Here is a 23,717-nt window from a genome sequence, read left to right on the forward strand (position 1 = left end):
GCACCCCCTACGGAGAGTCCGATGCCCAGCCTCGACGACCTGACCCGGCCGCCCGGCCGCCCGCCCCGCATCCTGTACGGCGGCGACTGGAACCCCGAGCAGTGGCCCGAGGAGACCTGGACCGAGGACCTCCGGCTCATGCGCCGCGCCGGAGTCACCTCCGTCACCCTCGGCGTCTTCTCCTGGTCCCGCATCGAACCCACACCGGGGGCGAGGGAGTTCGGCTGGCTCGACCGGCTCATGGACCTGACCCACGCCCACGGCGTCGGCGTCGTCCTCGCCACCCCCACCTCCTCGCCGCCGCCCTGGCTGGGACGGCTCCACCCCGAGACGCTGCCGCGCGACGAGGACGGCCGGACCGAGTGGTGGGGCTCGCGCCAGCACTTCTCCCACTCCAGCGAGGTCTACCGGCGGTACGCGGCCGCGATCACCGAGGACCTCGCCGCCCGCTACGCCGCCCACCCGGCCCTCACCCTGTGGCACATCAACAACGAGTACTGCACCTACGACTGGGGCGACGAGGCCGCCCGCACCTTCCGCCGCTGGCTCCAGGACCGGTACGGCACCCTCGACGCCCTCAACACCGCCTGGGGCACCGACTTCTGGAGCCAGCGGTACGGCGACTGGGCCGAGGTCCTGCCACCCCGCCGCGCCCACTACCTGAAGAACCCGGCCCATGTCCTCGACTTCCGGCGCTACACCTCCGACCAGCTCCTGGAGTGCTACCGCGCCGAACGCGACATCGTCCGCCGCCACACCCCGCACGTCCCCGTGACCACCAACTTCATGCCGTTCTGGCAGGGGCAGGACGGCTGGGCATGGGCGGCCGAGGAGGATCTCGTCTCCGTCGACGTCTACCCCGACCCGCGCGACCCGGGCGCCGGCCCGTACAACGCGATGATCGGCGACCTGACCCGCTCCCAGGCCGGCGGCCGGCCGTGGATGGTCATGGAGCAGGCCGCCGGAGCCGTCAACTGGCGCGGCGTCAACCATCCCAAGCCGTACGGACTCAACCGCCTCTGGTCGCTCCAGGCCGTCGCCCACGGAGCCGACGGCATCTGCTACTTCCAGTGGCGGCAGTCCCGGCAGGGAGCCGAGAAGTTCCACTCCGGGATGCTCGGCCACGCGGGGGAGCGGGGCCGGGTCTTCCGGGAGACCGTCCGCATCGGGGAGGAGCTGGCCCGGCTCGGCCCCCGCGTCGCGGGCAGCCGCGTCACCACCGACATCGCCGTCCTGCACGACTGGAACTCCTGGTGGGCCGGGGACCAGGACGGGGCGCTCTCCCGCCGGGTCGACCACGCCGACATCGTCCGCGCCTGGCACCGCGCCCTCTGGGACGCCCACCTCCCCGTCTCCTTCGCCCACCCCCACCACGACCTCGGCTCCCACCGCCTCGTCCTCGTCCCGCACCTCTACCTCCTCGACGACACCGCGATCGACAACCTCCTCGCGTACGTACGCGGCGGCGGCACCCTGGTCTGCGGCTTCCTGACCGGTATCGCCGACCGGGACGACCGGGTCCGCCCGGGCGGCATGGACGCCCGCCTCCGGGAGCTCCTCGGCATCGACCTGCTCCAGGAGTGGTGGCCGCTCGACGAGGGCGAACACGTCGACTGCGGCACTTTCGGGGGAACGCTCTGGTCCGAGGAACTCACCGCCGCCCCCGGCGCCGAGACCGTCGCCACCTACCGGGGCGGGGAGCTCGACGGCCTGCCCGCCGTGCTGCGCAACGGCCGCGCCTGGTACGTCTCCACCCTCCCCGAACCGGCCGGGCTGAGCGGGCTGCTCACCACCGTGGCCCGCGAGGCGGGGGTACGCCCCGTCGTCGACGGCCTGCCCGAGGGCGTCGAAGCCGTCCGGCGCGGCGACCTGCTCTTCCTCCTCCACCACGGCCCCGACCCGGTCACCGTGCCGCTCCCCGGCCGCCACCGCGACCTGCTCACGGGAACGGAGACGGGGGGATCGCTGAAGCTGGAACGGTACGGAGTCGCGGTCCTGGAGGAGTGCGGACCGGAGCCGGCCGACGCGCCGGAGGAACGGCTCGCCACGACGGGGGACCCGGCGACAGCGCCGGGGGGCCCGGCGACCGTGTCGGGGGAGCTTCCGTGACGCACGGCACCTGGGAGCCGACGCCCGCCGCCCGCTGGGAGGACGCCTTCCTCGCCGGGAACGGCAGACACGGCGCCCTCGTCCCCGGCGACCCCGAGGACGACCGGGTGATCGTCACCCATCACACCCTCGTACGCCCGAACAACGCGCCCGCCGACACCGCCCCGCCCCTGCTCGCCGCCGCGCTCCCGGCCCTTCAGGACGCCCTGCTCGCCGGGGACACGACGGCCGCCGAACGGTTCACGGACGGGCGGCCGCTGCGCTGGGTCCGGCCCTTCCACCCCGGCTTCCAGACCCGGGTCCGGCGGCCGCACGGCACCTCCGGCACTCCCGGCACCGCCGTGAGCCGGCCCGTGGGACGCCGGTCCGTGGACTTCGCCACCGGGGTGGTCACCGGGGAGTACGGGGAGCGGCGCAGCGAGGTCTTCGTCTCCCGCGCCGACGACGTCCTCGTCCAGTACGTCACCGCACCCGGACCCGTCGTCGAGATCGACCTCGACCACCGGCTGCCCGGCGTCCCCCGCGCGCTCCAAGCCGGCCGGGGTGTCGCCACCGCCCGCCGGGAGACCGTCCTCACCCTGCGGGCCCGCTACCCGGACAGCCCGCTCGGCTACACCGGCGTCACCCTCCTGCTCATCGACACCGGACGCACCACGGTCACCTCCTCCGGCGTGCGCGTCGAGGGGGCGGGGGCGCTGCTGCTCCTGACGCGGGTGCGGAGCCACGCGGGGGACTGCGACACGGCCCGGGAGACGGAGCACCTGCGGGCACTGATCGGTGGACCGGGGTCCGCAGCGGGATCAGGAGTGGGGACGGGAGCGGGGTCTGCCCTCGGAGCCGGATCAGGAGCGGGACCTGCCGTCGGAGCCGGTGCCGATGCCGGTGCCGGAGCCCGGACTTCGGGGAGCGACCTCGCCGCCCTCCACACCCGCCTGCTCGCCCGCCACACCGCCCCGCACGGCGCCGCGTACGGGCGCGTCGTCCTCGACCTCGGCGCCGACGAGACCGAGCGGGCCCTGCCGGGCTCCGCCCTCCTCCGCCGCCCCGGCAGCCCCGCCCTCCTGGAACGGCTCTTCGCGGCGGGCCGCTACCACCTGCTCTCCTCCTCCGGTGCGCATCCGCCCCGGCTCACCGGGCTCTGGACCGGGGACTGGGACACGGCCTGGTCCGGGGCGTTCACCACCAACGCCAACCTCAATCTCCAGACCGCCTCCTCCGTCGCCGCCGACCTGCCGGAGGTGACGGAGGCCCACGCGGCCTTCGTCCACGGCCGGCTGGCCGACTGGCGGGACAACGCGCGAGCGATCTTCGGCGCCCGGGGGATCGTCGCCCCCTCCCACTCGGACGGCGTCTCGGGGCACACGTACCACTTCAGCCGCGAGTACCCCCTCCACCTGTGGACGGCGGGCGCCGACTGGCTCCTCAAGCCGCTCCTCGACCACGACGAGACCAACGGCCGCCACGACCCGAGGACCTCGGCCGCCCTGGCCGAACTCGCCGCCTTCTACGAGGACTTCCTCACCCGGACCGGTCCCGACGGCCGGATCGCGGTCGTCCCCTCGTACTCCCCCGAGAACCGGCCGCGCGGAGGGAGCTGGGGTGCCGTCAACGCCACGATGGACATCGCCGCCGCCCGTCACGCCCTGCACGCGGCCGCCGACCGCGCCCCGGCGCGGGACGCCGCCCGTCTCCGAGCCCTCGCCGCACGGCTCCCGGACCACCGCGTCAACGACGAGGGCGCACTCGCCGAGTGGGCCTGGCCCGGCCTGGGCGACCGCTACGACCACCGTCACCTCAGCCATCTCTACCCCGTCTGGCCGCTGGACGAGATCAACCCGTACGACACCCCCGACCTCGCCGGGGCCGCCCGGCGCGCACTCGAACTGCGGGGCCCCGAGAACGACTCCGCCCACGGGCACCTCCACCACGGGCTGATCGCCGCCCGCCTGGGCGACGCGGGCCGCACCGAGGAGGCGCTCGCCCGTGTCCTCACCGGGGACTACTTCCACGACTCCCTCATGAGCGCGCACTACCCCGCCCGCGACGTCTACAACGCCGACGCCGCCCACACCCTGCCCGCGCTCCTCGTCGAGGCCCTCGTGCAGTCCACGCCCACGCGCCTCGTCCTCCTGCCCGCACCGCCCGCCCGGTGCCCGCGCGGCCGGCTCACCGGCGTACGGACCAGGTTCGGGGCCCGTGTCGACCTGACCTGGGCACCGGAGGCGTACCACGCGGTGCTCCGCCCCGACCGGGACGCGGAGATCGACCTCAGGACCCCGGCGGGCGCCACCCGGCTCGTGCTGCGCGCCGGGGAACGGCGGACCGTCAGTTCCTGAACGCGGTCGGCGGGGGAGGGGGACCCGTACTGTCCCGTACGGTCAGGGCGGGCGTGAGGAGTTCGACCCCCGCGGTGTCCTCCGCGTCCGGCCGGGCGAGGCCCGCGACGAGCCGTTCCACGGCCCTGCGGCCCAGCTCCTGCGCGGGGATCGCCACCGAACTGAGCGGCACCGAGGCCTGGGAGGCGATCTGATCGGCGCAGACGGCGACCACCGAGACGTCCTCCGGTACGGCCCGGCCGGTCCGCCGCAGCAGTGCGAGCAAGGGCTCGATCGCCGTCTCGTTCTGGACGACGAAGGCGCTGACCCCGGGCCGCTCGTCGAAGATCCGGGCGAGGACGCCCGCCACGGCGTCATGACCGCCCTCGCACGGTCGGTGCAGCAGCCGGACCCCCGACTCCGCCGCCCGGTCGCGCAGGCCCCGCAGGGTGCGCTCGGCGAAGCCCGTGTGGCGCGCGTAGACACCGGGAGCCTCGCCGATCACCGCGATCTCCCGGTGCCCGAGGCCCGCGAGATGGTCCACGCAGAGCGCACCGGCCGCGGTGAAGTCCAGATCGACGCAGCTCAGCCCGGCGGGGTCGGCGGGCAGCCCGACCAGGACGGACGGCGGACCGGCCGCGCGCAGCACGGGCAGCCGCTCGTCGTCGAGCTGGACGTCCATCAGGATCACCGCCTCGGCGAGCCCGCTGCCGGTGACGCGGCGCAGCGCCGAGGGGCCCTCCTCCCCGGTGAGGAGCAGGACGTCGTAGCCGTGGGCGCGGGCGGCGGTGGCGACCGCGACCGCGATCTCCAGCATCACCGGCACGTACATGTCGGTGCGCAGCGGGACCATGAGCGCGATGATCCGCGAACGGCTGCTTGCGAGGGCGCGGGCCCCCGCGTGGGGCTGGTAGCCGAGCTGTTCGATGCTGGCCCGCACCCGCCGCCGGGTGGGGTCCGAGATGGGCCGCTTCCCGCTGAGGACATAGCTCACTGTGCTGGCCGACACTCCGGCGTGCCGGGCGACCTCGGCAAGCGTGACCATCCGTTCTCCCCGCGGGCCGAGTCGATTCGCTTCGACGGTGTCTGTCGGAATATCGCTTCGACAGCTCAGCGAGACCGTAACGCGGGTGTGTTGACGTGTCCAGAGAGGTGACCCAAGAAGATCGAAGCGCTTCGACGCGCGGTGGTCCGTCAGGGGCGTAGCAGGACCTTGCCCGTGCTCCGACCACCGCCGCCCACCAGGGCGAGCGCCTCGCCGAACCGCTCCAGCGGGAACTCGTGGGTGATGAGCGGTGCCGGGTCGAGCAACCCCAGGGAGAGGGCCCGGACGGCGTCGGCCCAGGCGGCGGACGAGGCACCGAAGACGCTGCGGATCTCCAGCTGGCTGACGGACAGGTGGACCGGGTCGATTCCGGTGGCCCCCGCCGTGAACATGCCGGTGAGCACGACCCGCCCGCCGCGGCGGGCGAGCAGACAGGAGGAGGCGGCCGTGGTGGGCGCCCCCGAGGTCTCCACGACGAGGTCGAAGGCCCCGGCCCCGTCTTCCGCGTCGGCCGGGGTGAGGGCCCGGCTCGCGCCGAAGGCCAGGGCCTGGGCGGCCCGGTCCGTGCGCGGGTCCACGACGGTCAGTTCGGCGGGCGAGGAGGCGGCGAGCCACTGCACGGCGAGCAGACCGAGCGTCCCGGCGCCGACCACGGCTACCCTCTCGCCCGGCCGCGGCCGGCCCGCCCGCACGGCGGCGGCGACGACGGCGGCCGGTTCGAGCAGGGCCGCGGCCCGGAGGTCCACCCCGTCCGGCAGCGGGTGCAGCAGCCGGGCGGGGACGAGGAGATGGTCGGCGAACGCCCCCGGCTCGGTGAAGCCGGTCTCCGCGTACCCCGCCGTACACAGGCTGGTCTCCCCGTACCGGCAGCGTTCGCACCGGCCGCAGGCCCGGAACCCCTCGGCTACACACGGCCGTCCGAGGAGTGTGGGATCGACCCCGGCGCCGACGGCGTCCACGGTCCCGGACCACTCGTGGCCGGGGACCACCGGGTAGCGCACATAGCCGGGGGCGCGGTGACCCTCGTACAACTCGCGGTCGCTCATGCAGATGCCGGCGGCGGCGACCCGCACCCGGACCTCACCGGGGCCGGGCACGGGGATCTCGCGCTCGACCAGCCGGTGGGCGCCCGGCTGCTCGACGAGGATCGCGCGGCTCGGCGGGGCGGGAGCGGTGTCCCTCCCGGGGGAGCCGGTGTCCGTTCCGGGGACGTCAGCGCTCGGGTCGGTGGAGCCGGTGTTCGCTCGGGCTGGATCGGTGCTCACTTCGGCTGCCTCTTCTCCCAGCCCTCGGCCCACAGGTCGAACCGGGCGCGCTGCTGGGGGAATTCGGCCGCCGCGTCCACGTCGAGCTCGACGCCGAGGCCTGGCGCGTGGGAGACGGTGAAGCAGCCGGTCTCCGGGTCGACCTCGGGGGCGCCCTTCACGACCTTCTTGATCTCGGCGTCGGCGAAGTCGTTGAAGTGTTCCAGGATCTTGAAGTTGGGTGTGCAGGCGGCGAGTTGGAGGGATGCGGCGGTGAGTACCGAGCCGCCGACGTTGTGTGGGGCGATCATCGTGTAGTGGGTTTCGGCGGTCGCGGCGAGTTTGCGGGTCTCCCAGATGCCGCCGAGGTGGCCGAGGTCGGGCTGGATGATGTCGACGGCCTGGCTTTCGAAGAGTTCGCGGAATTCGGTGCGGTCGTGGATGCGTTCGCCGGTGGCGAGGGGGAGGTCGACCTTCGCGGCGACCTTCTCCAGTGCTTTGAGGTTCTCGGGCGGGACGGGTTCCTCCAGCCAGGCCGGGCGGAAGGGCGTGAGGTCGTGTGCGAGCCGGATGGCGGTGGAGGGGGAGAACCGGCCGTGCATCTCGATCATGAGTTCGGTGTCCGGTCCGATGGCGTCGCGGACGGCCTCGACGAGGGAGATCGCGTACAGGGTGTCCTGGTGGGAGAGTTCCAGGTGTCCGGTGCCGAACGGGTCGATCTTGAGGGCGCGGTATCCGCGGTCGATGACGGTGCGGGCGGCTTGGTGGTAGGCCTCGGGGGTGCGTTCGGTGGTGTACCAGCCGTTGGCGTAGGCCTTGACGCGGTCGGTCACCCTGCCGCCGAGGAGTTGCCAGACGGGCACGCCGAGGGCCTTGCCCTTGATGTCCCAGCAGGCCATCTCGACGACCGCGATACCGGACATGACGATCTCGCCGGCCCGTCCGAAGTCCCCGTACTTCATCCGGCGCACCAGGTCCTCGACCGCGAACGGGTCCGAACCGGCGATGTGGTTGGCCTCCGCCTCGCGGAGATAGCCGACGAGCGCGTCGGTGTGCCCGAGCATCCTCGTCTCGCCCACACCGGTCAGACCCTCGTCGGTATGGACGAGCACATAGGTGAGATTGCGCCAGGGCGTACCGACGACATGAGTGGTGATTCCCGTGATCCGCAAGGCAGCTGCCCCTCGATCTCGTTCGAAATTTCGTCACACGTTCGAAATGTAGGCGTGACCGTAGGCAGCGGCCTGCCGGGGTGTCAATGGCGCCGCGGGGAGCGCGGCCACCCGGCCCGCCCCCCTCGCGCGAACCGTTGCCCCGCCTGCGGCGCGGCGTTAGTCTCTGTTCGCGATTTCGGCCGCCGTACGGCATACCGAACGGTCAGAAGTGAGGTGGGGGGCCCATGGGACGACTTGTTCCGGCGGTTACCAGGGCATTCGACGTGCTGGAGCTGTTCCTTGAGGGCGACGGGACTCTCTCCGCCCCCGAGATCACCCGCAGGCTCCAGCTGCCGCGCACCACCACCCACGAGCTGGTCACCACCCTGACCGCCCGCAACTACCTCGTCGCGGTGCCCGAACAGCCCGGCCGCTACCGGCTCGGCGTCCGCACCTACCAGCTCGGCAGCCGGTACGCGGAGCAGCTCGACCTCGCCGCGGAAGGGCACGAGGTCGCCCGTCAGGTGGCCGACACCTGCGGCGAGACCGTCCATGTGGCCGTCCTGGAGGACATGGACGTCATCTACATCGCCAAGGTCGACTCCAGCCACGCGGTCCGCATGGTCTCCGCCGCCGGACGCCGTCTGCCCGCCCACTGCACGGCCGTCGGCAAGATGCTGCTCGCCACGCTTCCCGAGGACGAGCTGGAGGAGCGGCTCGACGGCCGCGTCGACGGCCGGGTCGACGGATGTGCGGACGGGCGTGGGCTCGTCGCCATGACGCCCCGCAGCATCAGCGATCCGGACGCCCTGCGCGCCGCGCTCGCGGAGATCCGGATCCTCGGAGTCGCCGGTGAGCAGCAGGAGTCGAACCCCGACGTCAGCTGTGTCGCCGCCCCGGTACGGGACCGATCCGGCCGGGTCGTCGCCGCGCTCTCCGTCTCCGTCCCGGTGCACCGCTGGAGCGAGGACCGCGAGAACGAGCTCACCGCCCTCGCGGTGAAGGGCGCGAACGAGCTGTCGGAACGCCTCGGGCACCGGATCGCGCGCTGAACCCCGGCCCGACCCGCCGGGGTCAGGCCTCCGCATCGGCGGACCCGGCGCGCCTGCCGTCCCTTCGCTCCCGGGGCTGGCGCATCCGGCTGACCGGGCCGAAGACCTCCCGGTCGTCGAGGAAGCCCTCCAGGGCGAAGGCGGCGGCGCCCCGGGTGACCGCGTTGTGCGGCACCGCGCTGCGCCGCAGGGTCGCCGCCCGGTGCGGCAGCGGCAGCGCGTGCCGGGTGACCGCCTCGTACGTGGCCGTCAGGAGGCGTTCCCCCAGGAGGTCGACGACCTGGTTGCCGAGGACGAGGGCCCGGGGGTTGAGCAGATTGACGAGATTGGCCACCGCCGCGCCCAGGTAGCGCCCCGTCCGGTCGATGACCTCGGCGGCCGTCGGGTCCCGCTCCTCCGCCGCCCGCGCGAGAGCGGCGACGACGGCCGCGTCGTCCGGCCCCGCCGCGCGCTCGTCGCCGGGGGCGAGCTCGCGCCAGGTCTGGGCGATCCCCCGGGTGCTGACGTACGCCTCCACGCAGCCCCGGTTGCCGCAGGTGCAGAGCCGGCCGTCGATCGCGAGGCAGGTGTGCCCCCACTCGCCCGCGCTGTTGGTGAACCCCCGGTAGAGCTGTCCGTCGACGGCGATCCCGGCGCCGACACCGGCCCGCAGGGTGAGCACCACCAGATCGTCCACCTCGCGCCCCGCGCCGAACCACAGCTCGGCGACCGTGCTGGCCCGCAGCGGGTTGTCCAGCCACAGGGGGAGTCCGAGACGTTCGGCCAGCAGGGCCCGCAGCGGCACCTCGTGCCAGGACCAGTACGGGGAGAAGGACGAGACCCCGCCCTCGCGCTCCACCATGCCCGGCACGCTGACCCCGGCCCCGAGCACGCGCGCGCGGGGCACCCCCGAGCCGCTCAGCAACTCCTCGACGCAGGCGGCGAGCTGCTCGACGACGTCGGCGGGCCGGACGTCGCCCGGGGGGAGCGGGCGCTCCACGGAGTGCCGGACCTCCAGGGCCAGGTCGAAGAGTTCGGCGTGCACCGAGGTCTCGGCGATGTCGATACCGATCAGCGCACCCCGGTCGGCGTTGACCGCGAGCCGCGCGCGGGGCCGGCCGCCGCTGGAGTCCTCGTGGCCCGCCTCGACGAGGACGCCGGCCTCCAGGAGTTCGGAGGTCAGGTTGGCGACGGTGGCGAAGGAGAGTCCGGTCGCCGCCGCGAGGTCCTGGCGGCTCATCGCGCCGGAACCCGCGTAGAAGCGCCGCAGGACCTCGAAGCGGTTGAGGCGGCGAATGTCCTGGGACGTCCGCTTGATCATGTGTGCTGTCCTCCGCTCGTACGACCCGTACCCCGCGATCTTATTCAAAGGGTTGGAAGAAGCGGAGGGCGGGATATTTACAACCGTTAGACGAACCCGTAGTTTTTTGAGTGCCGCACCACCCGCCGACCGAGGAGGCCAGATGCAGCACCTCAGGGCCGTGCCCTGCTCCCCCCTGCCCGGACGCCTGACGGAAGGACCCGTCTGGGACACCCGGAATCAGGAACTGCTCTGGGTGGACATACCCGACGGGCTCGTCCACCGCGCCGCCCTGACGCACGAGGACGCGCGACCGGACCTCGTCGCCGTCTCCACCCTCCGGTTCGACCGCCCCGTCGGCGCCGTCCTGCCCTGCGCCTCCGGAGCCCTGCTCGCCGCCGCCGGCACCTCCTTCCTGCACCTGGAGGAGGGCCGGCCGGTCGCCGAGGCCGTCGAGCTCGCCGCACCCGTCCTCCCCGAGGACGGCCTGCCCCGCCGCATGAACGACGCCGCCGTCGACCCCGCGGGCCGGCTCCTCGCCGGAACCATGGCGTACGACGAGAGCCCCGGCGCCGGCGCCCTCTACCGCCTCGACGGCCACGGGCTCGTCACCCTCCTCGACTCCGTCACCATCTCCAACGGCCTCGGCTGGAGCCCCGACGGCACCCGGCTCTACTACGCCGACAGCCCGACCGGCCGCGTCGACGTCTTCGCGTACGACCGGGAGAACGGCACCCTCGGCGACCGTCGGCCCTTCGCCGTCCTCGACCGAGGCGTGCCGGACGGACTCACCGTGGACGGCGAGGGCCGCGTGTGGGTCGCGGTCTGGGGCGGCGGCGAAGTCCTCGCCTTCACCCCCGAAGGCGCCCTCCACGCGCGCGTGGAGGTGCCGGCGTCCCACGTGACGAGCTGCGCCTTCGCGGGACCGGACCTCGACGTCCTGGTCATCACGACGGCGACGGAAGGCCTGGCGGAGGACCGCCGCCGGGCCGAACCGGACGCGGGCCGGCTCTTCGTGTGCCGCCCGGGAGCGACGGGCCTGCCGACCGTCCCGTACGCCGACCGCTGACCCCGCGGAATCCGCCCGCGGCCGGGCCCAGGCGTCGGGCGCCTCCCGGGACCGCCTGGGCGTCGGGCGCCTCCCGGGACCGCCTGGGCGTCGGGCGCCCGTCGGAGCGGTCTGCACGTCCGGCGCCCCCCCCGATCGCCGGCGCCCCCACGCGCCCTCACCTCCCACCCGGCCCGGCCCTTCCCTCCCCATCACCCACCCCTCCCCGCCACCAGGAAGCACCCGCCCATGACCACCCCGCCCGCAGCGCCCACCCCGCCCGGGGGACGTACGCGCCCCGACGGCGCCCCCCACGACGGTCTCCGGGCCGCCCTCGCCGCCGCACCCGTCATCGCGATCCTCCGCGCCGCCTCCGCCACCCGCTTCGCCGAAGTCACCGACACCCTCCTCGCCTCCGGTGTCCGCGCGGCCGAGTTCACCCTCACCACCCCCGGCGTGCTCGACGCCCTCCGCGAGTACGCCGCCGACGCCCCGCCCGGGCTCGCGCTCGGCGCCGGCACGGTGACCACACCGGCCGAGGCCCGGGCCGCCGTGGAGGCCGGGGCGACCTACCTCATCACCCCGACGACCTCGACGGAGGTCATCGCGGAGGCCGTTCGTCTCGGCGTCCCGGTGCTCCCCGGCGCCTACACCCCCACCGAGATCCTCACCGCCTGGCGGGCCGGAGCCACGATGGTGAAGCTCTTCCCCGCGGCCACCGGCGGACCGGAGTACCTGCGCGCCGTCCGCGCCCCGCTGCCCCATGTCCCCCTGGTCCCGACCGGCGGCATCGGCGTGGCGGACGCCCCCGCCTACCTGGCGGCGGGCGCCGTCGCCCTCGGCATCGGCGGCCCCCTCGTCGGCGACGCCTGCGAGGGCGGATCCCTCGCCGCACTCGGCGAACGCGCTGCCGCCTTCCTGGAAGGGATCCGCCGATGACGACCGGGACACCGCCCGCCCTCGTCACCCTCGGCGAGGCCATGGCGGTGGTCGCCGCGACCACACCCGGTCCGTTCGCCACCGGCGCGCCGCTCCGGCTCGGCTGGGCGGGCGCCGAGGCGACCGTCGCCATCGGGGTCTGCCGCCTCGGCCACCCGACCGCCTGGACCGGCCGGGTCGGCGAGGACCCGGCGGGCGCGATGATCCTCGCCGGACTCCGCGCCGAGGGCGTCGACGTCTCCGCCGCCCGTACGGACCCGGCGGCACCCACCGGTCTGATGCTCCGTGAGCGCCGCACCGCCGACCGGCTCCGCGTCGGCTACTACCGGGCCGGGCTCGCCGGCTCCCGGCTCGCCCCCGAGGATCTCGACGAGGCGCGGATCACCGGTGCCCGGGTGCTCCATGTCACCGGTATCACGCCGGCGTTGAGCGACACGGCGCGCGCCGCCGTCGAGCACGCGGTGGCTCTCGCCCGCGCCGCCGGGGTCACCGTCTCCTTCGACGTCAACCACCGCGAGCGCCTGTGGGGCCGCGCGGAGGCCGCCGAGGTGCTGGCCGGGATCCTGCGGTACGCCGACATCGTCTTCGCCGGGCCCGAGGAGGCCGCCCTCTTCGTACCCGAGGAGGCGCCGGAGCGGATGGCGCGCGCCCTCACCCGGCTGGGTCCCGCGCAGGCGGTGCTGAAGCTCGGCGCGCGGGGGGCCCTGGTGGCCACCGCCGACGGCGAGCTGCACATCAGACCCGCCGTCCCCGTCACCGCCGTCGACCCCGTCGGCGCGGGCGACGCCTTCGTCTCCGGCTATCTCGCCGCGGTTCTCGACGGCGCCCCCGTGGAGGAGCGCCTCCACCTGGGCGCGCTCTGCGGAGCCTTCGCGGTCTCCGTCCCCGGGGACTGGGAGGGCCTCCCGCGCCGCACCGAACTCGGCCTGCTCGCGGCCCAGGACATCAGCCGCTGAGCCGTGCGAGGCCGGGCACCGCCGTGTCCGGCCGTCCCCCGATCCCCTTCCGTACCAGCACACAGGAACCCACACCCATGAACCGTTTCTCCGGACAGACCGCCGTCGTCACCGGCGCGGCCTCCGGCATCGGGGCGGCCAGCGCCGTCCGGCTCGCCGCCGAGGGCGCCGCGGTGCTCGTCTCCGACATCGCCGACGGACCCGGTGAGGCCGTCGCCGCCGCGATCCGCGCCGACGGCGGTCGGGCCGTCTACGTACGCTGCGACGTCGCCTCGGAAGACGACTGGACCGCCCTGCGGGCCGAGGCCCACGCCCGCTTCGGCCCGGTGGGCATCCTCCACAGCAACGCCTTCACCCACACCCCGGCCGCCGCCCACGAGCTCCCCGTCGCCACCTGGGACCGTGAGATGGCCGTCAACCTGCGGGCCCTCTACCTCGCCACCCGCACCTTCCTCGACGATCTGCGCGCCGAGCGCGGCAGCCTCGTCGCCACCTCCAGCGTGCACGCCGACTTCGGCCTGCCCGGCTACCCCGCGTACGCCGCCGCGAAGGGTGGCATGTGCGCCCTCGTCCGCCAGTTCGCCGTCGAGTACGGGCCCGACGTGCGGTTCAACTCCGTCCTGCCCGGCCCGATCCTCACCGACGTCTGGAACGACGTCGACGAGGAAGGACGGCGGCTCTCCGCCGACGCCACGGCGCTCGCCCGGCTCGGCCGGCCCGAGGAGGTCGCCGCGGCCGTCGCCTTCCTCGCCTCCGCCGACGCCGCCTACATCACCGGAACGAACCTGGTCGTCGACGGCGGCTGGACCGTGAAGAAGGAATCCAAGTGAAGATCACCTCCCTGCGCACCTATCTCGTCGCCCCGCGCTGGTGCTTCCTGCGCATCGACACCGACGAGGGCGTCACGGGCTGGGGCGAGCCCGTCGTCGAGGGCCGCGCCCACACCGTCGCAGCCGCCGTCGAGGAGCTCTCGGACTATCTGATCGGCCAGGACCCGATGAAGATCGAGGACCACTGGCAGGTCCTCACCAAGGGCGGCTTCTACCGGGGCGGTCCGGTCCTCTCCAGTGCCGTCGCCGGTATCGACCAGGCCCTGTGGGACATCACCGGCAAGGCCCTCGGCGTCCCCGTGTGGCAGTTGCTCGGCGGCAACGTCCGGGACCGCGCCCGGGTGTACAGCTGGATCGGGGGCGACCGGCCCGACGAGGTGGCGTCCGAGGCCCTCGCGCGGAAGAACGAGGGCTTCACCGCGATCAAGATGAACGCCTCGGCGCAGCTGCGGCTCATCGACACCCCGGCGGCCGTCCACGGGATCGTGGACCGGGTCGCCTCCATCCGGGAGGCGGTCGGGGACGAGTTCGACATCGCCATCGACTTCCACGGGCGGCTCACCGCCCCGATGGCCCGCCGCGTGCTGCCGCTCCTGGAGCCGTACCTGCCCTTCTTCGTGGAGGAGCCGGTCGTCCCGGAGATGAGCGACCACATCGGTGACATCGTCCGCTCCACCTCCATCCCCATCGCGACGGGCGAACGCCTCTACTCCCGCTGGGACTTCAAGAAGGTGCTCGACCAGGGCATCGCGGTCGCGCAGCCGGACCTCTCGCACGCCGGTGGCATCTCGGAGGTGCGCAGGATCGCCGCGATGGCGGAGGCGTACGACGTCTCCCTCGCCCCGCACTGCCCGCTGGGCCCGATCGCGCTCGCCTCCTGTCTCCAGGTCGGCTTCGCCACGCCGAACCTGCTGATCCAGGAGCAGAGCCTCGGCATCCACTACAACACCGGCTCCGACCTGCTCGACTATCTGGTCGACCCCTCGGTCTTCCGGTACGAGGACGGGCATGTGGGCCTGCCCACCGGCCCCGGTCTCGGTATCGAGGTCGACGCGAAGGCCGTCGAGCGGGCCGCCGAGGCGGGGCACCGCTGGCGCAACCCGGCCTGGCGGCGGGACGACGGCTCGCTCGCCGAGTGGTAGCCGAGACGCGGTGAAGGGGGCGGGCTCGTTCACGAGCCCGCCCCCTCACGGGTTCACGGTGGTGGGTTCCCCGGGGTCAGGTCACCGGTGGGCGAGCCAGCTCGCCGCCGGCAGCAGCTTGCTGTCGTAGTCGAACAGGGCCTGGTTCTCCCAGCCGTTGCCGGAGGAGGGGTCGGCCGGGTCCCAGCCGTTGCCCGTCACGGCGGTCCAGGCCGGCTCCCAGTAGACGACACCGAGGCCGCGGCCGTTCGGCACCGCCTCGACGACGTTCATGATGTCCCGCAGCCAGGCCGACTGTCCGGCCGCGCTCGCCGGGTAGCCGGTGACCAGCTCCGACGACAGGTCGATGATGTTCTCGTGGCTGTCCTCACTGTCGAGGCGGAAGGGGTACGCCGTCTCGGCGACCATCACCTTCTTGCCGTAGCGGGCCGAGATGTCGTCCAGGTTGGCCTGGAGGGCGGACAGCGCGCCGTGCCAGTAGCCGTAGAAGGAGAGTGCGATCACGTCGTAACTCACCCCCTGCGCGGTCGCGTTGTCGAACCACGTGCGGTACAGGGCGTTGTCGCCGCCGTGGGCGAGGTGCAGCGCGATCTGGGTGCCCGACGAGACCGCCTTGGCGGCGGATATGCCGGAGTTGAGCAGCCCGGCGAGCTGGGGCCAGTTGATCGTCGACCCCTCGGGCCACAGCATGCCGGTGTTGATCTCGTTGCCGATCTGCACCATGTCGGCCGTGGTGCCCTGCGCCTTCAGCGCGTTCAGGACGTCGTAGGTGTGGTTGTAGACGTCCGTCTTGAGCTGGGCGTACGAGTGGCCCTGCCAGGCGGCGGGCTTCGTCTGGGCACCCGGGTCGGCCCAGATGTCGGAGTAGTGGAAGTCCACGAGGAGCTTCATGCCTTGGGCCTTGACGCGCTGGGCCGTGGCGAGGACGCGGGCCTTGTCGTTGTAGCCGTCGGCCGGGTTCACCCACACCTTGAGGCGGCCGTAGGTGGCGCCCGCGTTCTTCAGGATCGTGACCGGGTCGCCGGTGGTTCCGGTGCTCGTGCGGTAGGTGCCGCCGAGGTCCTCGCTCTTCTTGAGGGCGGAGAGGTCGACACCCCTGACCGTGAGGCCGGTCGATCCGGAGGTGAACGTCAGATCGTCGACGTTCAGCCAGTTTCCGGCGTTGGCGTCGGAGTTGACGCTGACCGTGCACGCGCCGCCGGTCACCGTGACGGAGGTGACGAGCCGTATCCAGGCACCGTTCGTGGTGACGGGCAGGTCGGTGCGCTGCTCGGCGGAGCCGCAGTTGCGCAGGGCCAGGTAGGCCGCGTTCTGGCCGCCGCCCGAGCGGACCCAGGCGCTCAGCGTGTACGTGCCGTTGGCGAGCCCGGAGAGGTACTGGTACGTCTCCACCTTGTACGCGGAGGCCGACCAGTGGCTGAGACGGTAACCGCCGCTGCGGCCCCCGGCCTCGGTGAACGAGGCGGTGTTCTGGCCGGCCGCCGAGTAGGTGGACCAGCCGGCCGGAGCGGCGGTCGCGGCGGCGTCGCTCTCGAACCCTGCGTTGGTGAGCGTGGCGGCCGCCTCGGCCCGCTGTGCGGCGGGCAGCGGGGCCAGGAGCAGGGCGCCGAGCGCGGCGGCGACGGCCGCGGCGCGCAGACGGAAGCGGCTTCTGGTGGTGGGGTGCATCGTCGAGTCCCTTCGACGGTGGCGGATATGAGGGGAGTGGTGCGTTCCTGACGGGTGGTGCCGGTGGCGCCAGTCGTGCCAGTGGTTCTGGTGATGCCGGTGGCGCCAGTCGTGCCGGTGGTACGGGCAGTACGGAGGGTGCGGGTGGATCGGCCCGTGCCGAGGGCACGGGGGTACGGCTCACCCGGGGACGGCGCAGCGGGTACTGCCGCCCCCGGGGAGATCAGGGGGTCCGGCCCGGAAGCCACCGGGGCGGAAGGGGTGTGGCGCGGGAGGGAGGCGGGGCGGGAGGGCTGTGGTGCGGGTCAGCCGTTCCGTCGTACGACCCTGACGGCCCCGGCCGGAACCGCGAGCCGGCCGGTCACCTGGCCACCGCCGAGGAGCTCCGTGCCGGTGCCGTCCAGCGGCACCTCGGCGTCTTCCCCGGAGTGGTTCAGGGCGAAGACGTACTCCCCGCCCTCCCCGGCCCGGCGCACGACCTCCACGTCGTGCGGCAGCCCGTCGCGCGCCGTGACACCGGCGTCCTCGCCGGCTGCGGCGACGATCGCGTCGAGCGAGGCGGCGTCGAGGCGGGTGGAGACGTACCAGGCGGTGCCGCGCCCGAGCCGGTGCCGGGTGACGGCGGGTCCGCCGGCGGCCGGCCCGTCCGCGTACGTCCACACGGTCTCGGCGCCGCGGGGCCGCACGAACTCCGTCCACACGTCGCCGGTGAGCGAGGCGCCGTCGGGTCCTTCGATCCGTACGCGCCGGTCGTCCAGGAGCGGCGACCACTCCTCCACGGTGAGACCGAGGACGTCGCGCAGGGCGCCGGGGTAGGCGCCGGGGTGCACGGCGTCGTGCTCGTCGACGATCCCGGAGAAGTACGAGACGACGAGCGTGCCGCCGTTCTCGACGTACTCCCGCAGGTTCCGCCCGGCGGCCTCGGTCATGAGGTAGAGCGCGGGTACGACGACCAGCGGGTAGGCGGAGAGGTCGGCCTCGGGGTGGGCGAAGTCGACGGTGAGGTGCCGGTCGTAGAGGGTCTCGTAGAAGCTGTCGGCGCGCTCGCGGGCCTCGTGGGCCGCGTTCGGCCGCCATTCCAGGTTCTGCGCCCACCAGGAGTGCCAGTCCCAGAGCACGGCGACGTCCGGGACGGTCCGGGTGCCGCGTACCTCCTCCAGGGCCTCCAGGTCGGCGCCGAGGGCGACGACCTCGCGCCAGATCCGGGTGTCGGTGCCGCCGTGCGGGACCATCGCGGAGTGGAACTTCTCCGCGCCGCGCCGGGACTGGCGCCACTGGAAGAACATGGCGCCCTCGGAGCCGCGGGCGACATGGGCGAGGGAGTTGCGGGCCATCTCGCCGGGGCGCTTGGCCGGGTTGCGGGCCTGCCAGTTCACTCCGGACGTGGAGTGCTCCAGGAGCAGCCAGGGGGCGCCGCCGGCGACGGAGCGGGTGAGGTCCGCGGCCATGGCCAGGTTGACATGGGTGCGACGGCCGTCGGTCATCAGATAGTGGTCGTTGGTGACGAGGTCGACCTCGCGGCCCCAGGCCCAGTAGTCGATCGAGTCGCACTGGCTGAGCGCGGTCATGAAGTTGGTGGTGACGGGGATGCCGGGGGCGAGCTCGTGCAGGATGTCCCTTTCCGCCCGGAAGTTCTCCCGGATGGTGGCGTCGGCGAAGCGCCGGTAGTCGAGCTGCTGGGCCGGGTTGCCGACGGTGGGGGTGATCCGGGGCGGGTCGATCTCCTCGTACGAGCCGTAGCGCTGCCCCCAGAAGGCGGTGCCCCAGGCCTCGTTCACGGCGTCGACCGAGCCGTACGTCTCGTGCAGCCAGCGGCGGAAGTGGGCGGCGCAGCTGTCGCAGTAGCAGGCGCTGACGGGGACGCCGTACTCGTTGTGGACGTGCCAGAGCGCGAGCGCCGGGTGGCTGCCGTAGCGCCGGGCCAGCTCGGTGGTGATGCCGGTGGCGGCCGCGCGATAGGCGGAGGAACTGTGGCAGATCGTCCCGCGTGAGCCGTACGAGTAGCGCACGCCCTCGGCGGTGACGGGCAGTGCCTCGGGGTGGGCGCGGTAGAACCAGGCGGGCGGTGCCACGGTCGGCGTGCCCAGGTCGACCCGGACACCGTGCTCGTGGAGCAGGTCGAGGAGCCGGTCGAGCCAGCCGAAGTCGTACCGGCCCGGCTCCGGTTCGAGGAGGGCCCAGGAGAAGATCCCGACGCTCACCATGGTGACGCCGGCCTCGCGCATGAGCCGGACGTCCTCCTGCCAGACGCTTTCCGGCCACTGTTCGGGGTTGTAGTCCCCGCCGAACGCGAGCCGGTGCAGGCCCTTGGGAGTGGTCTGCGACATGAGTCTCTCCTGAAACGTCGAACGATGAAAGCTTTGTTCGGTTGGGAACGTGCACACACCCGGTCTCGATGTGGCAACGCAACATAACCGCACAGGAACAACCATTGACAAGTGTCCGGAACGTTTCTCTACTGTGAACGCTCACAGATGCATGGTCGGCCTCCCCGCTCAAGGGAGAGGCCCCTTTCGGTCAGGGAGAAGTACCCCATGCCCCACATGAAGCGCCGCAGCCTCGCCGCCGCCACCGCCGTCCTTCTCGGCGCCACCGCGCTCACCGCCTGTGGATCCTCCGACTCCGGCGACGAGGCGGCGGCGTCCGGCCCCGTCTCGCTGACCTACTGGGCCTGGGCGCCCGGTATGGACAAGGTCGTCGCCCTCTGGAACGCCGAACACCCCGACATCAAGGTCACGGTGCAGAAGCAGGCATCCGGCGACGACCTCGTCACCAAGATCATCACCGCCGCCAAGGCGCACAAGGCACCCGACCTCGTCCAGGCCGAGTACCAGGCCCTGCCGACCCTGGTCTCCAACGACGCCCTCGCGGACATCGCCCCCGACGTCGCGGGCGTCAAGGACAAGTTCGCCCCCGGCATCTGGCAGCAGACCACCTTCGGCAGCGAGGCCGTCTACGCCCTGCCGCAGGACTCCGGGCCGCTGATGTTCTTCTACCGCCAGGACCTCTTCAAGCAGTACGGCCTCTCCGTCCCCACCACCTGGGACCAGTTCGCCGCCACCGCCCGCGACCTGAAGAAGAAGGCCCCGGAGAAGTCCCTGACCACCTTCTCCGCCAACGACTCCGGCCTCTTCGCCGGACTCTCCCAGCAGGCCGGCGCCAAGTGGTGGACCTTCGAGGGCGACACCTGGAAGGTCGGCATCGACGACGCCGCCACCAAGAAGGTCACCGACTTCTGGGGCGGCCTCGTCGGCGAGGGAGCCGTCGACAACCAGCCGATGTACACCCCCGCCTGGAACAAGGCCCTCAACAGCGGCGAGCAGCTCGCCTGGGTCAGCGCCGTCTGGGCCCCCGGCGTCCTCACCACCGCCGCCCCCGACACCCAGGGCAAGTGGGCCATGGCCCCGCTCCCGCAGTGGAGCGAGGGCGCCTCCTCCACCGGCAGCTGGGGCGGCTCCTCCACCGCCGTGACCACCGACTCCCGGCACAAGACGGCCGCCGCGCAGTTCGCCACCTGGCTCAACACCGACCCGGTCGCGCTCGCCGCGCTCGTGAAGGAGAGCGGCATCTACCCGGCGGCCACCGCCGCCCAGACCAGCGGCGCCCTCGCCGAGGCCCCCGCCTTCTTCCCGAACCAGCCCGACTTCTACACCCGCGCCGCCGAGATAGCGAAGACCACCGCGCCGGCCGCCTGGGGCCCCAACGTGAACGTCGCCTACACCTCCTTCAAGGACGAGTTCGGCAAGGCCGCCAAGGCCAAGTCCGGCTTCGGCACCGCCCTCACCTCCGTCCAGTCCGCCACCGTCGCGGACCTGCGGAAGCAGGGCTTCGAGGTCGCCAAGTGACGCAGCCCCCTCAGGGCGTGCGCCGGTCGTACGGGGTCAAGGCGGCCCCGTACGGCTTCCTCCTCCCCGCCGCCGTCCTCTTCGCCCTCTTCTTCGCCCTGCCCATCGGCTACGCGATCTGGCTCAGCTTCCACAAGATCGAGATCAAGGGTCTCGGCCTCGGCAAGGGAGCCCGCAGCGAGGTCTGGGCCGGTCTGGAGAACTACACCTCCGCCCTCACCGACTCCGAACTCGGCGCCAGCGCCCTGCGCATCCTCGGCTACGGCGCCATCGTCGTCCCCGTCATGCTGGGCCTCGCCCTGTTCTTCGCGCTCCTCCTCGACACCGAGCGCGTCCGGGCCCGCTCCTTCTCCCGGCTCGCGATCTTCCTCCCGTACGCCGTCCCCGGCGTCATCGCCGCGCTCCTCTGGGGCTTCCTCTACCTCCCCGACGTCAGCCCCTTCTTCTACGTCCTCGACGCCCTCGGACTCCCGCAGCCCGACCTCATGGACGGCACCCCGCTCTACCTCGCCATGGCGAACATCGCCGTCTGGGGCGGCACCGGCTTCAACATGATCGTCATCTACACCGCGCTGCGCTCCCTGCCCGCCGAGGTGTACGAGGCGGCCAAGCTCGACGGCTGCTCGGAGTTCCAGATCGCGCTCCGCGTCAAGATCCCGATGGTGGCGCCCTCCCTGGTGCTCACCTTCTTCTTCTCGATCATCGCGACCCTCCAGGTCTTCAACGAGCCCACCACGCTCCGGCCGCTCACCAACGGCATCCCCACCACCTGGAGCCCCCTGATGAAGGTCTACAACGACGCCTTCACCGGCGGGAACATCCACGCCGCCTCGGCCACCGCCGTGGTGCTCGCCCTCGCCACCTTCGTCCTCTCCTTCGCCCTCCTCAGGATCTCCAACCGCCGCACCACGCAAGGAGCAACCCGATGACCGGGCTCGCCTCCCCGCCGCTCCACAAGGCGGCACCGGCCGCCGGCACCACACCCGGCACCTCCCAGGGACCGCCCCGGCCGCGCCGCGCCGCGCTGCTGCCCACCGCGGCCCTCGTCCTCGGCGCGGTCTACTGCCTGCTGCCCGTCGCGTGGGTCCTCGTCGCCGCCACCAAGTCCGGCGCCGACCTGTTCTCCACCTTCACCTTCCTGCCCGGCGACGGCTTCACCGACAACCTCGGCGACCTCGGCGCGTACCGCGACGGCATCTACTGGCGCTGGATGGGCAACTCGCTGTTCTACGCGGGCCTCGGCGCCGTCCTGTCCACCGCGGTCTCGGCGCTCGCCGGATACGGCCTCGCCGTCTACCGCTTCCGGGGCCGCGAGACCTTCTTCAACGTGATGCTCGCCGGCGTCCTCATGCCCCCGGTCATCCTCGCCATCCCGCAGTACCTGCTGATGGCCCAGGCCGACATGACGGACACCTACGCCTCCGTGCTGCTGCCGCTGATCCTCTCCCCGTACGGCGTCTACCTCGGCCGCGTGTACGCCGAGGCCGCCGTCCCCATGGAACTCGTCGAGGCCGGCCGCATGGACGGCGCGGGCGAGTGGCGGATCTTCCTGCGGATCGCCGCCCCGATGATGTCCCCGGGCCTGGTGACGATCTTCCTCTTCCAGTTCGTCGCCATCTGGAACAACTTCCTGCTGCCGTTCATCATGCTCGGCGACGACGAGAAGTTCCCCATGACCGTCGGCCTGTTCACCCTGCTCAAGCAGGGCGCGGGGCAGCCCGCCCTCTACACCCTGGTGATCACCGGTGCGCTCCTCGCCGTCCTCCCGCTCATCGCCCTCTTCCTTCTCATCCAGCGCTTCTGGAGCCTCGACCTCCTCTCCGGCGCCGTAAAGTCCTGAGCACAGGGGATCGAGGGGAAACACACAGCATGAGCACAGCAGCGAGCAGGCGCCGCCCGGCGACCATCCACGACGTGGCCCGCGAGGCCGGCGTCTCGCGCGGCACCGTCTCCCGAGTCCTCAACGGCGGCCACTACGTCAGCCCGACGGCGAAGGCGGCCGTCGACGCCGCGATCCGCAGAACGGGCTATGTCGTCAACCGGCACGCCCGCTCGCTGATCACCGGCAAGTCCGACTCGGTCGCCTTCCTCCTGACCGAGCCGCAGGAACGCTTCTTCGAGGACCCCAACTTCAACGTCCTGCTCCGCGCCTGCACCCAGGCGCTCGCGGCGCGGGACATCCCGCTCCTTCTGATGATCGCGGGCACCGAGGACGAGCGCCGCCGCAACCTCCGCTACATCGAGGCCGGTCACGTCGACGGCGTCCTCCTCGTCTCCAGTCACTCCGGCGACCCCGTCGTGGCCCGGCTGCACGAGGCCGGCGTCCCCGTCGTCGCCTGTGGCAAGCCCCTCGGCCAGACCGCCAAGATCGGATACGTGGCGGCCGACGACCGCGACGGGGCCCGCGACATGGTCCGTCATCTTTACGCCTCCGGGCGCCGCCGGATCGCCACCGTCACCGGACCGCTCGACACCCCCGGCGGGGTGGAACGCCTCGCCGGATACCGCGAGACGCTCGCCGAGTACGGGCTGCCCGCCGACGAGTCGCTGATCGTCACCGGCGACTACAGCCGGGCCAGCGGCGAGGACGCGGCCCGCGTCATCCTGGAGCGCGCCCCGGACATCGACGCCGTCTTCGTCGCCTCAGACCTGATGGCCCAGGGCGTCCTCGACGCCCTCGCCCGGGCGGGCCGCAGGGTCCCCGAGGACATCGCGGTGGGAGGCTTCGACGACTCCCCGGCGGCCCTCTCCTCCCGGCCCTCGCTCACCACCATCCGCCAGCCCTGGGACCGGATCAGCACCGAGATGGTGCGGACGCTGCTCGCCCGGATCGCGGGCGAGGAACCGGCGGCGGTCATCCTGCCCACGGAGCTCGTCCGCCGCGAATCGGCGTAGGACGCGAGTCCGTCGGTACGTACGCGTGGAGCGGCCGGACCCTTCGGGGCCGGCCGCTCCTTCGGCGTTGAACCGATGAGTTGAACCGATACGTCGAACCGATGTGTTGAACCCGATGTATTGAACCGATTCACTCCGCATGATCCTTGACCTTGCTCTCACCCACGTCCTACCGTCCTGGTCCACGGAAATGAAA

Annotated in this window: 18 protein-coding genes; 12 read left to right on the plus strand and 6 right to left on the minus strand. The window is 72.8% G+C overall.

What is annotated here, in order from left to right:
* Positions 1–21 precede the first annotated feature (21 nt).
* Together ACH4MY_RS26690 and ACH4MY_RS26695 are read left to right on the plus strand one after the other, a co-directional pair.
* Positions 22–2,109, plus strand: coding sequence for a beta-galactosidase (locus ACH4MY_RS26690; RefSeq protein ID WP_398006252.1), 2,088 nt, complete (start codon positions 22–24; stop codon positions 2,107–2,109).
* The gene (locus ACH4MY_RS26695) at positions 2,106–4,445 is read left to right on the plus strand and encodes a glycosyl hydrolase family 95 catalytic domain-containing protein (RefSeq protein WP_398006253.1); all 2,340 of its coding nucleotides are present in this window, start codon (positions 2,106–2,108) and stop codon (positions 4,443–4,445) included. The genes ACH4MY_RS26690 and ACH4MY_RS26695 overlap by 4 nt, the downstream gene beginning before the upstream one ends.
* Here ACH4MY_RS26695 and ACH4MY_RS26700 read toward each other — a convergent pair.
* The 3 genes from ACH4MY_RS26700 to ACH4MY_RS26710 all read right to left on the minus strand — a co-directional run bounded on the left by ACH4MY_RS26700 (position 4,435) and on the right by ACH4MY_RS26710 (position 7,885).
* Positions 4,435–5,469, minus strand: coding sequence for a LacI family DNA-binding transcriptional regulator (locus ACH4MY_RS26700; RefSeq protein ID WP_398006254.1), 1,035 nt, complete (start codon positions 5,467–5,469; stop codon positions 4,435–4,437). The genes ACH4MY_RS26695 and ACH4MY_RS26700 overlap by 11 nt on opposite strands.
* 149 nt (positions 5,470–5,618) lie before the next feature.
* The gene (locus ACH4MY_RS26705; protein WP_398006314.1) at positions 5,619–6,617 is read right to left on the minus strand and encodes a zinc-binding dehydrogenase; all 999 of its coding nucleotides are present in this window, start codon (positions 6,615–6,617) and stop codon (positions 5,619–5,621) included.
* A gap of 113 nt (positions 6,618–6,730) precedes the next feature.
* Entirely contained in the window at positions 6,731–7,885 is a 1,155-nt protein-coding gene (locus tag ACH4MY_RS26710) for a mandelate racemase/muconate lactonizing enzyme family protein (protein WP_398006255.1), read from the minus strand.
* 227 nt (positions 7,886–8,112) lie between these two features.
* On the opposite strand from ACH4MY_RS26710, the gene ACH4MY_RS26715 reads away from it, so the two are divergent.
* A complete protein-coding gene (locus tag ACH4MY_RS26715; RefSeq protein WP_398006256.1) occupies positions 8,113–8,919 on the plus strand; it encodes an IclR family transcriptional regulator in 807 nt (268 codons plus the stop codon).
* A 22-nt stretch (positions 8,920–8,941) separates the two neighbouring features.
* On the opposite strand, the gene ACH4MY_RS26720 is transcribed toward ACH4MY_RS26715, so the two are convergent.
* Positions 8,942–10,219, minus strand: a complete 1,278-nt coding sequence (locus tag ACH4MY_RS26720; protein ID WP_398006257.1) for an ROK family protein — start codon at positions 10,217–10,219, stop codon at positions 8,942–8,944.
* Positions 10,220–10,361: 142 nt separating this feature from the next.
* Between ACH4MY_RS26720 and ACH4MY_RS26725 the strand changes: the two genes are divergently transcribed.
* From ACH4MY_RS26725 to dgoD, 5 genes are all read left to right on the plus strand, one after another.
* Positions 10,362–11,267 (plus strand): SMP-30/gluconolactonase/LRE family protein, encoded by a 906-nt coding sequence (locus tag ACH4MY_RS26725; RefSeq protein WP_398006258.1) that lies wholly within the window; start codon positions 10,362–10,364, stop codon positions 11,265–11,267.
* Positions 11,268–11,495: 228 nt separating this feature from the next.
* The gene (locus ACH4MY_RS26730) at positions 11,496–12,185 is read left to right on the plus strand and encodes a bifunctional 4-hydroxy-2-oxoglutarate aldolase/2-dehydro-3-deoxy-phosphogluconate aldolase (protein WP_398006259.1); all 690 of its coding nucleotides are present in this window, start codon (positions 11,496–11,498) and stop codon (positions 12,183–12,185) included.
* The gene (locus tag ACH4MY_RS26735; RefSeq protein ID WP_398006260.1) at positions 12,182–13,141 is read left to right on the plus strand and encodes a sugar kinase; all 960 of its coding nucleotides are present in this window, start codon (positions 12,182–12,184) and stop codon (positions 13,139–13,141) included. The genes ACH4MY_RS26730 and ACH4MY_RS26735 overlap by 4 nt, the downstream gene beginning before the upstream one ends.
* Before the next feature lie 77 nt (positions 13,142–13,218).
* Positions 13,219–13,971, plus strand: a complete 753-nt coding sequence (locus ACH4MY_RS26740; protein ID WP_398006261.1) for an SDR family NAD(P)-dependent oxidoreductase — start codon at positions 13,219–13,221, stop codon at positions 13,969–13,971.
* On the plus strand, positions 13,968–15,113 hold the full coding sequence (gene dgoD / locus ACH4MY_RS26745) for a galactonate dehydratase (RefSeq protein WP_398006262.1): 1,146 nt from the start codon (positions 13,968–13,970) through the stop codon (positions 15,111–15,113). The genes ACH4MY_RS26740 and dgoD overlap by 4 nt, the downstream gene beginning before the upstream one ends.
* Positions 15,114–15,194: 81 nt before the next feature.
* Here the strand turns inward: dgoD and ACH4MY_RS26750 are convergent, their stop codons facing one another.
* Together ACH4MY_RS26750 and ACH4MY_RS26755 are read right to left on the minus strand one after the other, a co-directional pair.
* On the minus strand, positions 15,195–16,781 hold the full coding sequence (locus ACH4MY_RS26750) for an arabinogalactan endo-beta-1,4-galactanase (protein WP_398006263.1): 1,587 nt from the start codon (positions 16,779–16,781) through the stop codon (positions 15,195–15,197).
* Positions 16,782–17,086: 305 nt separating this feature from the next.
* The gene (locus ACH4MY_RS26755) at positions 17,087–19,108 is read right to left on the minus strand and encodes a beta-galactosidase (protein WP_398006264.1); all 2,022 of its coding nucleotides are present in this window, start codon (positions 19,106–19,108) and stop codon (positions 17,087–17,089) included.
* A 207-nt stretch (positions 19,109–19,315) separates the two neighbouring features.
* Here ACH4MY_RS26755 and ACH4MY_RS26760 point away from each other — a divergent pair, with 207 nt between their 5' ends.
* From ACH4MY_RS26760 to ACH4MY_RS26775, 4 genes are read left to right on the plus strand one after another with little or no spacing between them, the layout of a single operon-like run.
* The gene (locus tag ACH4MY_RS26760; protein WP_398006265.1) at positions 19,316–20,626 is read left to right on the plus strand and encodes an ABC transporter substrate-binding protein; all 1,311 of its coding nucleotides are present in this window, start codon (positions 19,316–19,318) and stop codon (positions 20,624–20,626) included.
* Positions 20,623–21,555, plus strand: coding sequence for a carbohydrate ABC transporter permease (locus ACH4MY_RS26765; protein WP_398006266.1), 933 nt, complete (start codon positions 20,623–20,625; stop codon positions 21,553–21,555). The genes ACH4MY_RS26760 and ACH4MY_RS26765 overlap by 4 nt, the downstream gene beginning before the upstream one ends.
* Positions 21,552–22,466, plus strand: a complete 915-nt coding sequence (locus ACH4MY_RS26770; RefSeq protein ID WP_398006267.1) for a carbohydrate ABC transporter permease — start codon at positions 21,552–21,554, stop codon at positions 22,464–22,466. Before ACH4MY_RS26765 ends, ACH4MY_RS26770 begins: the two co-directional genes overlap by 4 nt.
* Before the next feature lie 29 nt (positions 22,467–22,495).
* Complete coding sequence (locus ACH4MY_RS26775; RefSeq protein ID WP_398006268.1) at positions 22,496–23,521, plus strand: LacI family DNA-binding transcriptional regulator; 1,026 nt, start codon at positions 22,496–22,498, stop codon at positions 23,519–23,521.
* The last annotated feature ends 196 nt before the right edge of the window (positions 23,522–23,717 follow it).

This window comes from Streptomyces sp. NPDC017246 (assembly GCF_044331325.1).
GTDB lineage: Bacteria > Actinomycetota > Actinomycetes > Streptomycetales > Streptomycetaceae > Streptomyces.

Coding starts and splice junctions, on each gene's coding strand:
- ACH4MY_RS26690 (WP_398006252.1), top strand. CDS start 22: ATGCCCAGCCTCGACGACCTGACCCGGCCGCCCGGCCGCCCGCCCCGC.
- ACH4MY_RS26700 (WP_398006254.1), bottom strand. CDS start 5,469: ATGGTCACGCTTGCCGAGGTCGCCCGGCACGCCGGAGTGTCGGCCAGC.
- ACH4MY_RS26715 (WP_398006256.1), top strand. CDS start 8,113: ATGGGACGACTTGTTCCGGCGGTTACCAGGGCATTCGACGTGCTGGAG.
- ACH4MY_RS26720 (WP_398006257.1), bottom strand. CDS start 10,219: ATGATCAAGCGGACGTCCCAGGACATTCGCCGCCTCAACCGCTTCGAG.
- ACH4MY_RS26725 (WP_398006258.1), top strand. CDS start 10,362: ATGCAGCACCTCAGGGCCGTGCCCTGCTCCCCCCTGCCCGGACGCCTG.
- ACH4MY_RS26730 (WP_398006259.1), top strand. CDS start 11,496: ATGACCACCCCGCCCGCAGCGCCCACCCCGCCCGGGGGACGTACGCGC.
- ACH4MY_RS26735 (WP_398006260.1), top strand. CDS start 12,182: ATGACGACCGGGACACCGCCCGCCCTCGTCACCCTCGGCGAGGCCATG.
- ACH4MY_RS26740 (WP_398006261.1), top strand. CDS start 13,219: ATGAACCGTTTCTCCGGACAGACCGCCGTCGTCACCGGCGCGGCCTCC.
- ACH4MY_RS26750 (WP_398006263.1), bottom strand. CDS start 16,781: ATGCACCCCACCACCAGAAGCCGCTTCCGTCTGCGCGCCGCGGCCGTC.
- ACH4MY_RS26755 (WP_398006264.1), bottom strand. CDS start 19,108: ATGTCGCAGACCACTCCCAAGGGCCTGCACCGGCTCGCGTTCGGCGGG.
- ACH4MY_RS26760 (WP_398006265.1), top strand. CDS start 19,316: ATGCCCCACATGAAGCGCCGCAGCCTCGCCGCCGCCACCGCCGTCCTT.
- ACH4MY_RS26770 (WP_398006267.1), top strand. CDS start 21,552: ATGACCGGGCTCGCCTCCCCGCCGCTCCACAAGGCGGCACCGGCCGCC.
- ACH4MY_RS26775 (WP_398006268.1), top strand. CDS start 22,496: ATGAGCACAGCAGCGAGCAGGCGCCGCCCGGCGACCATCCACGACGTG.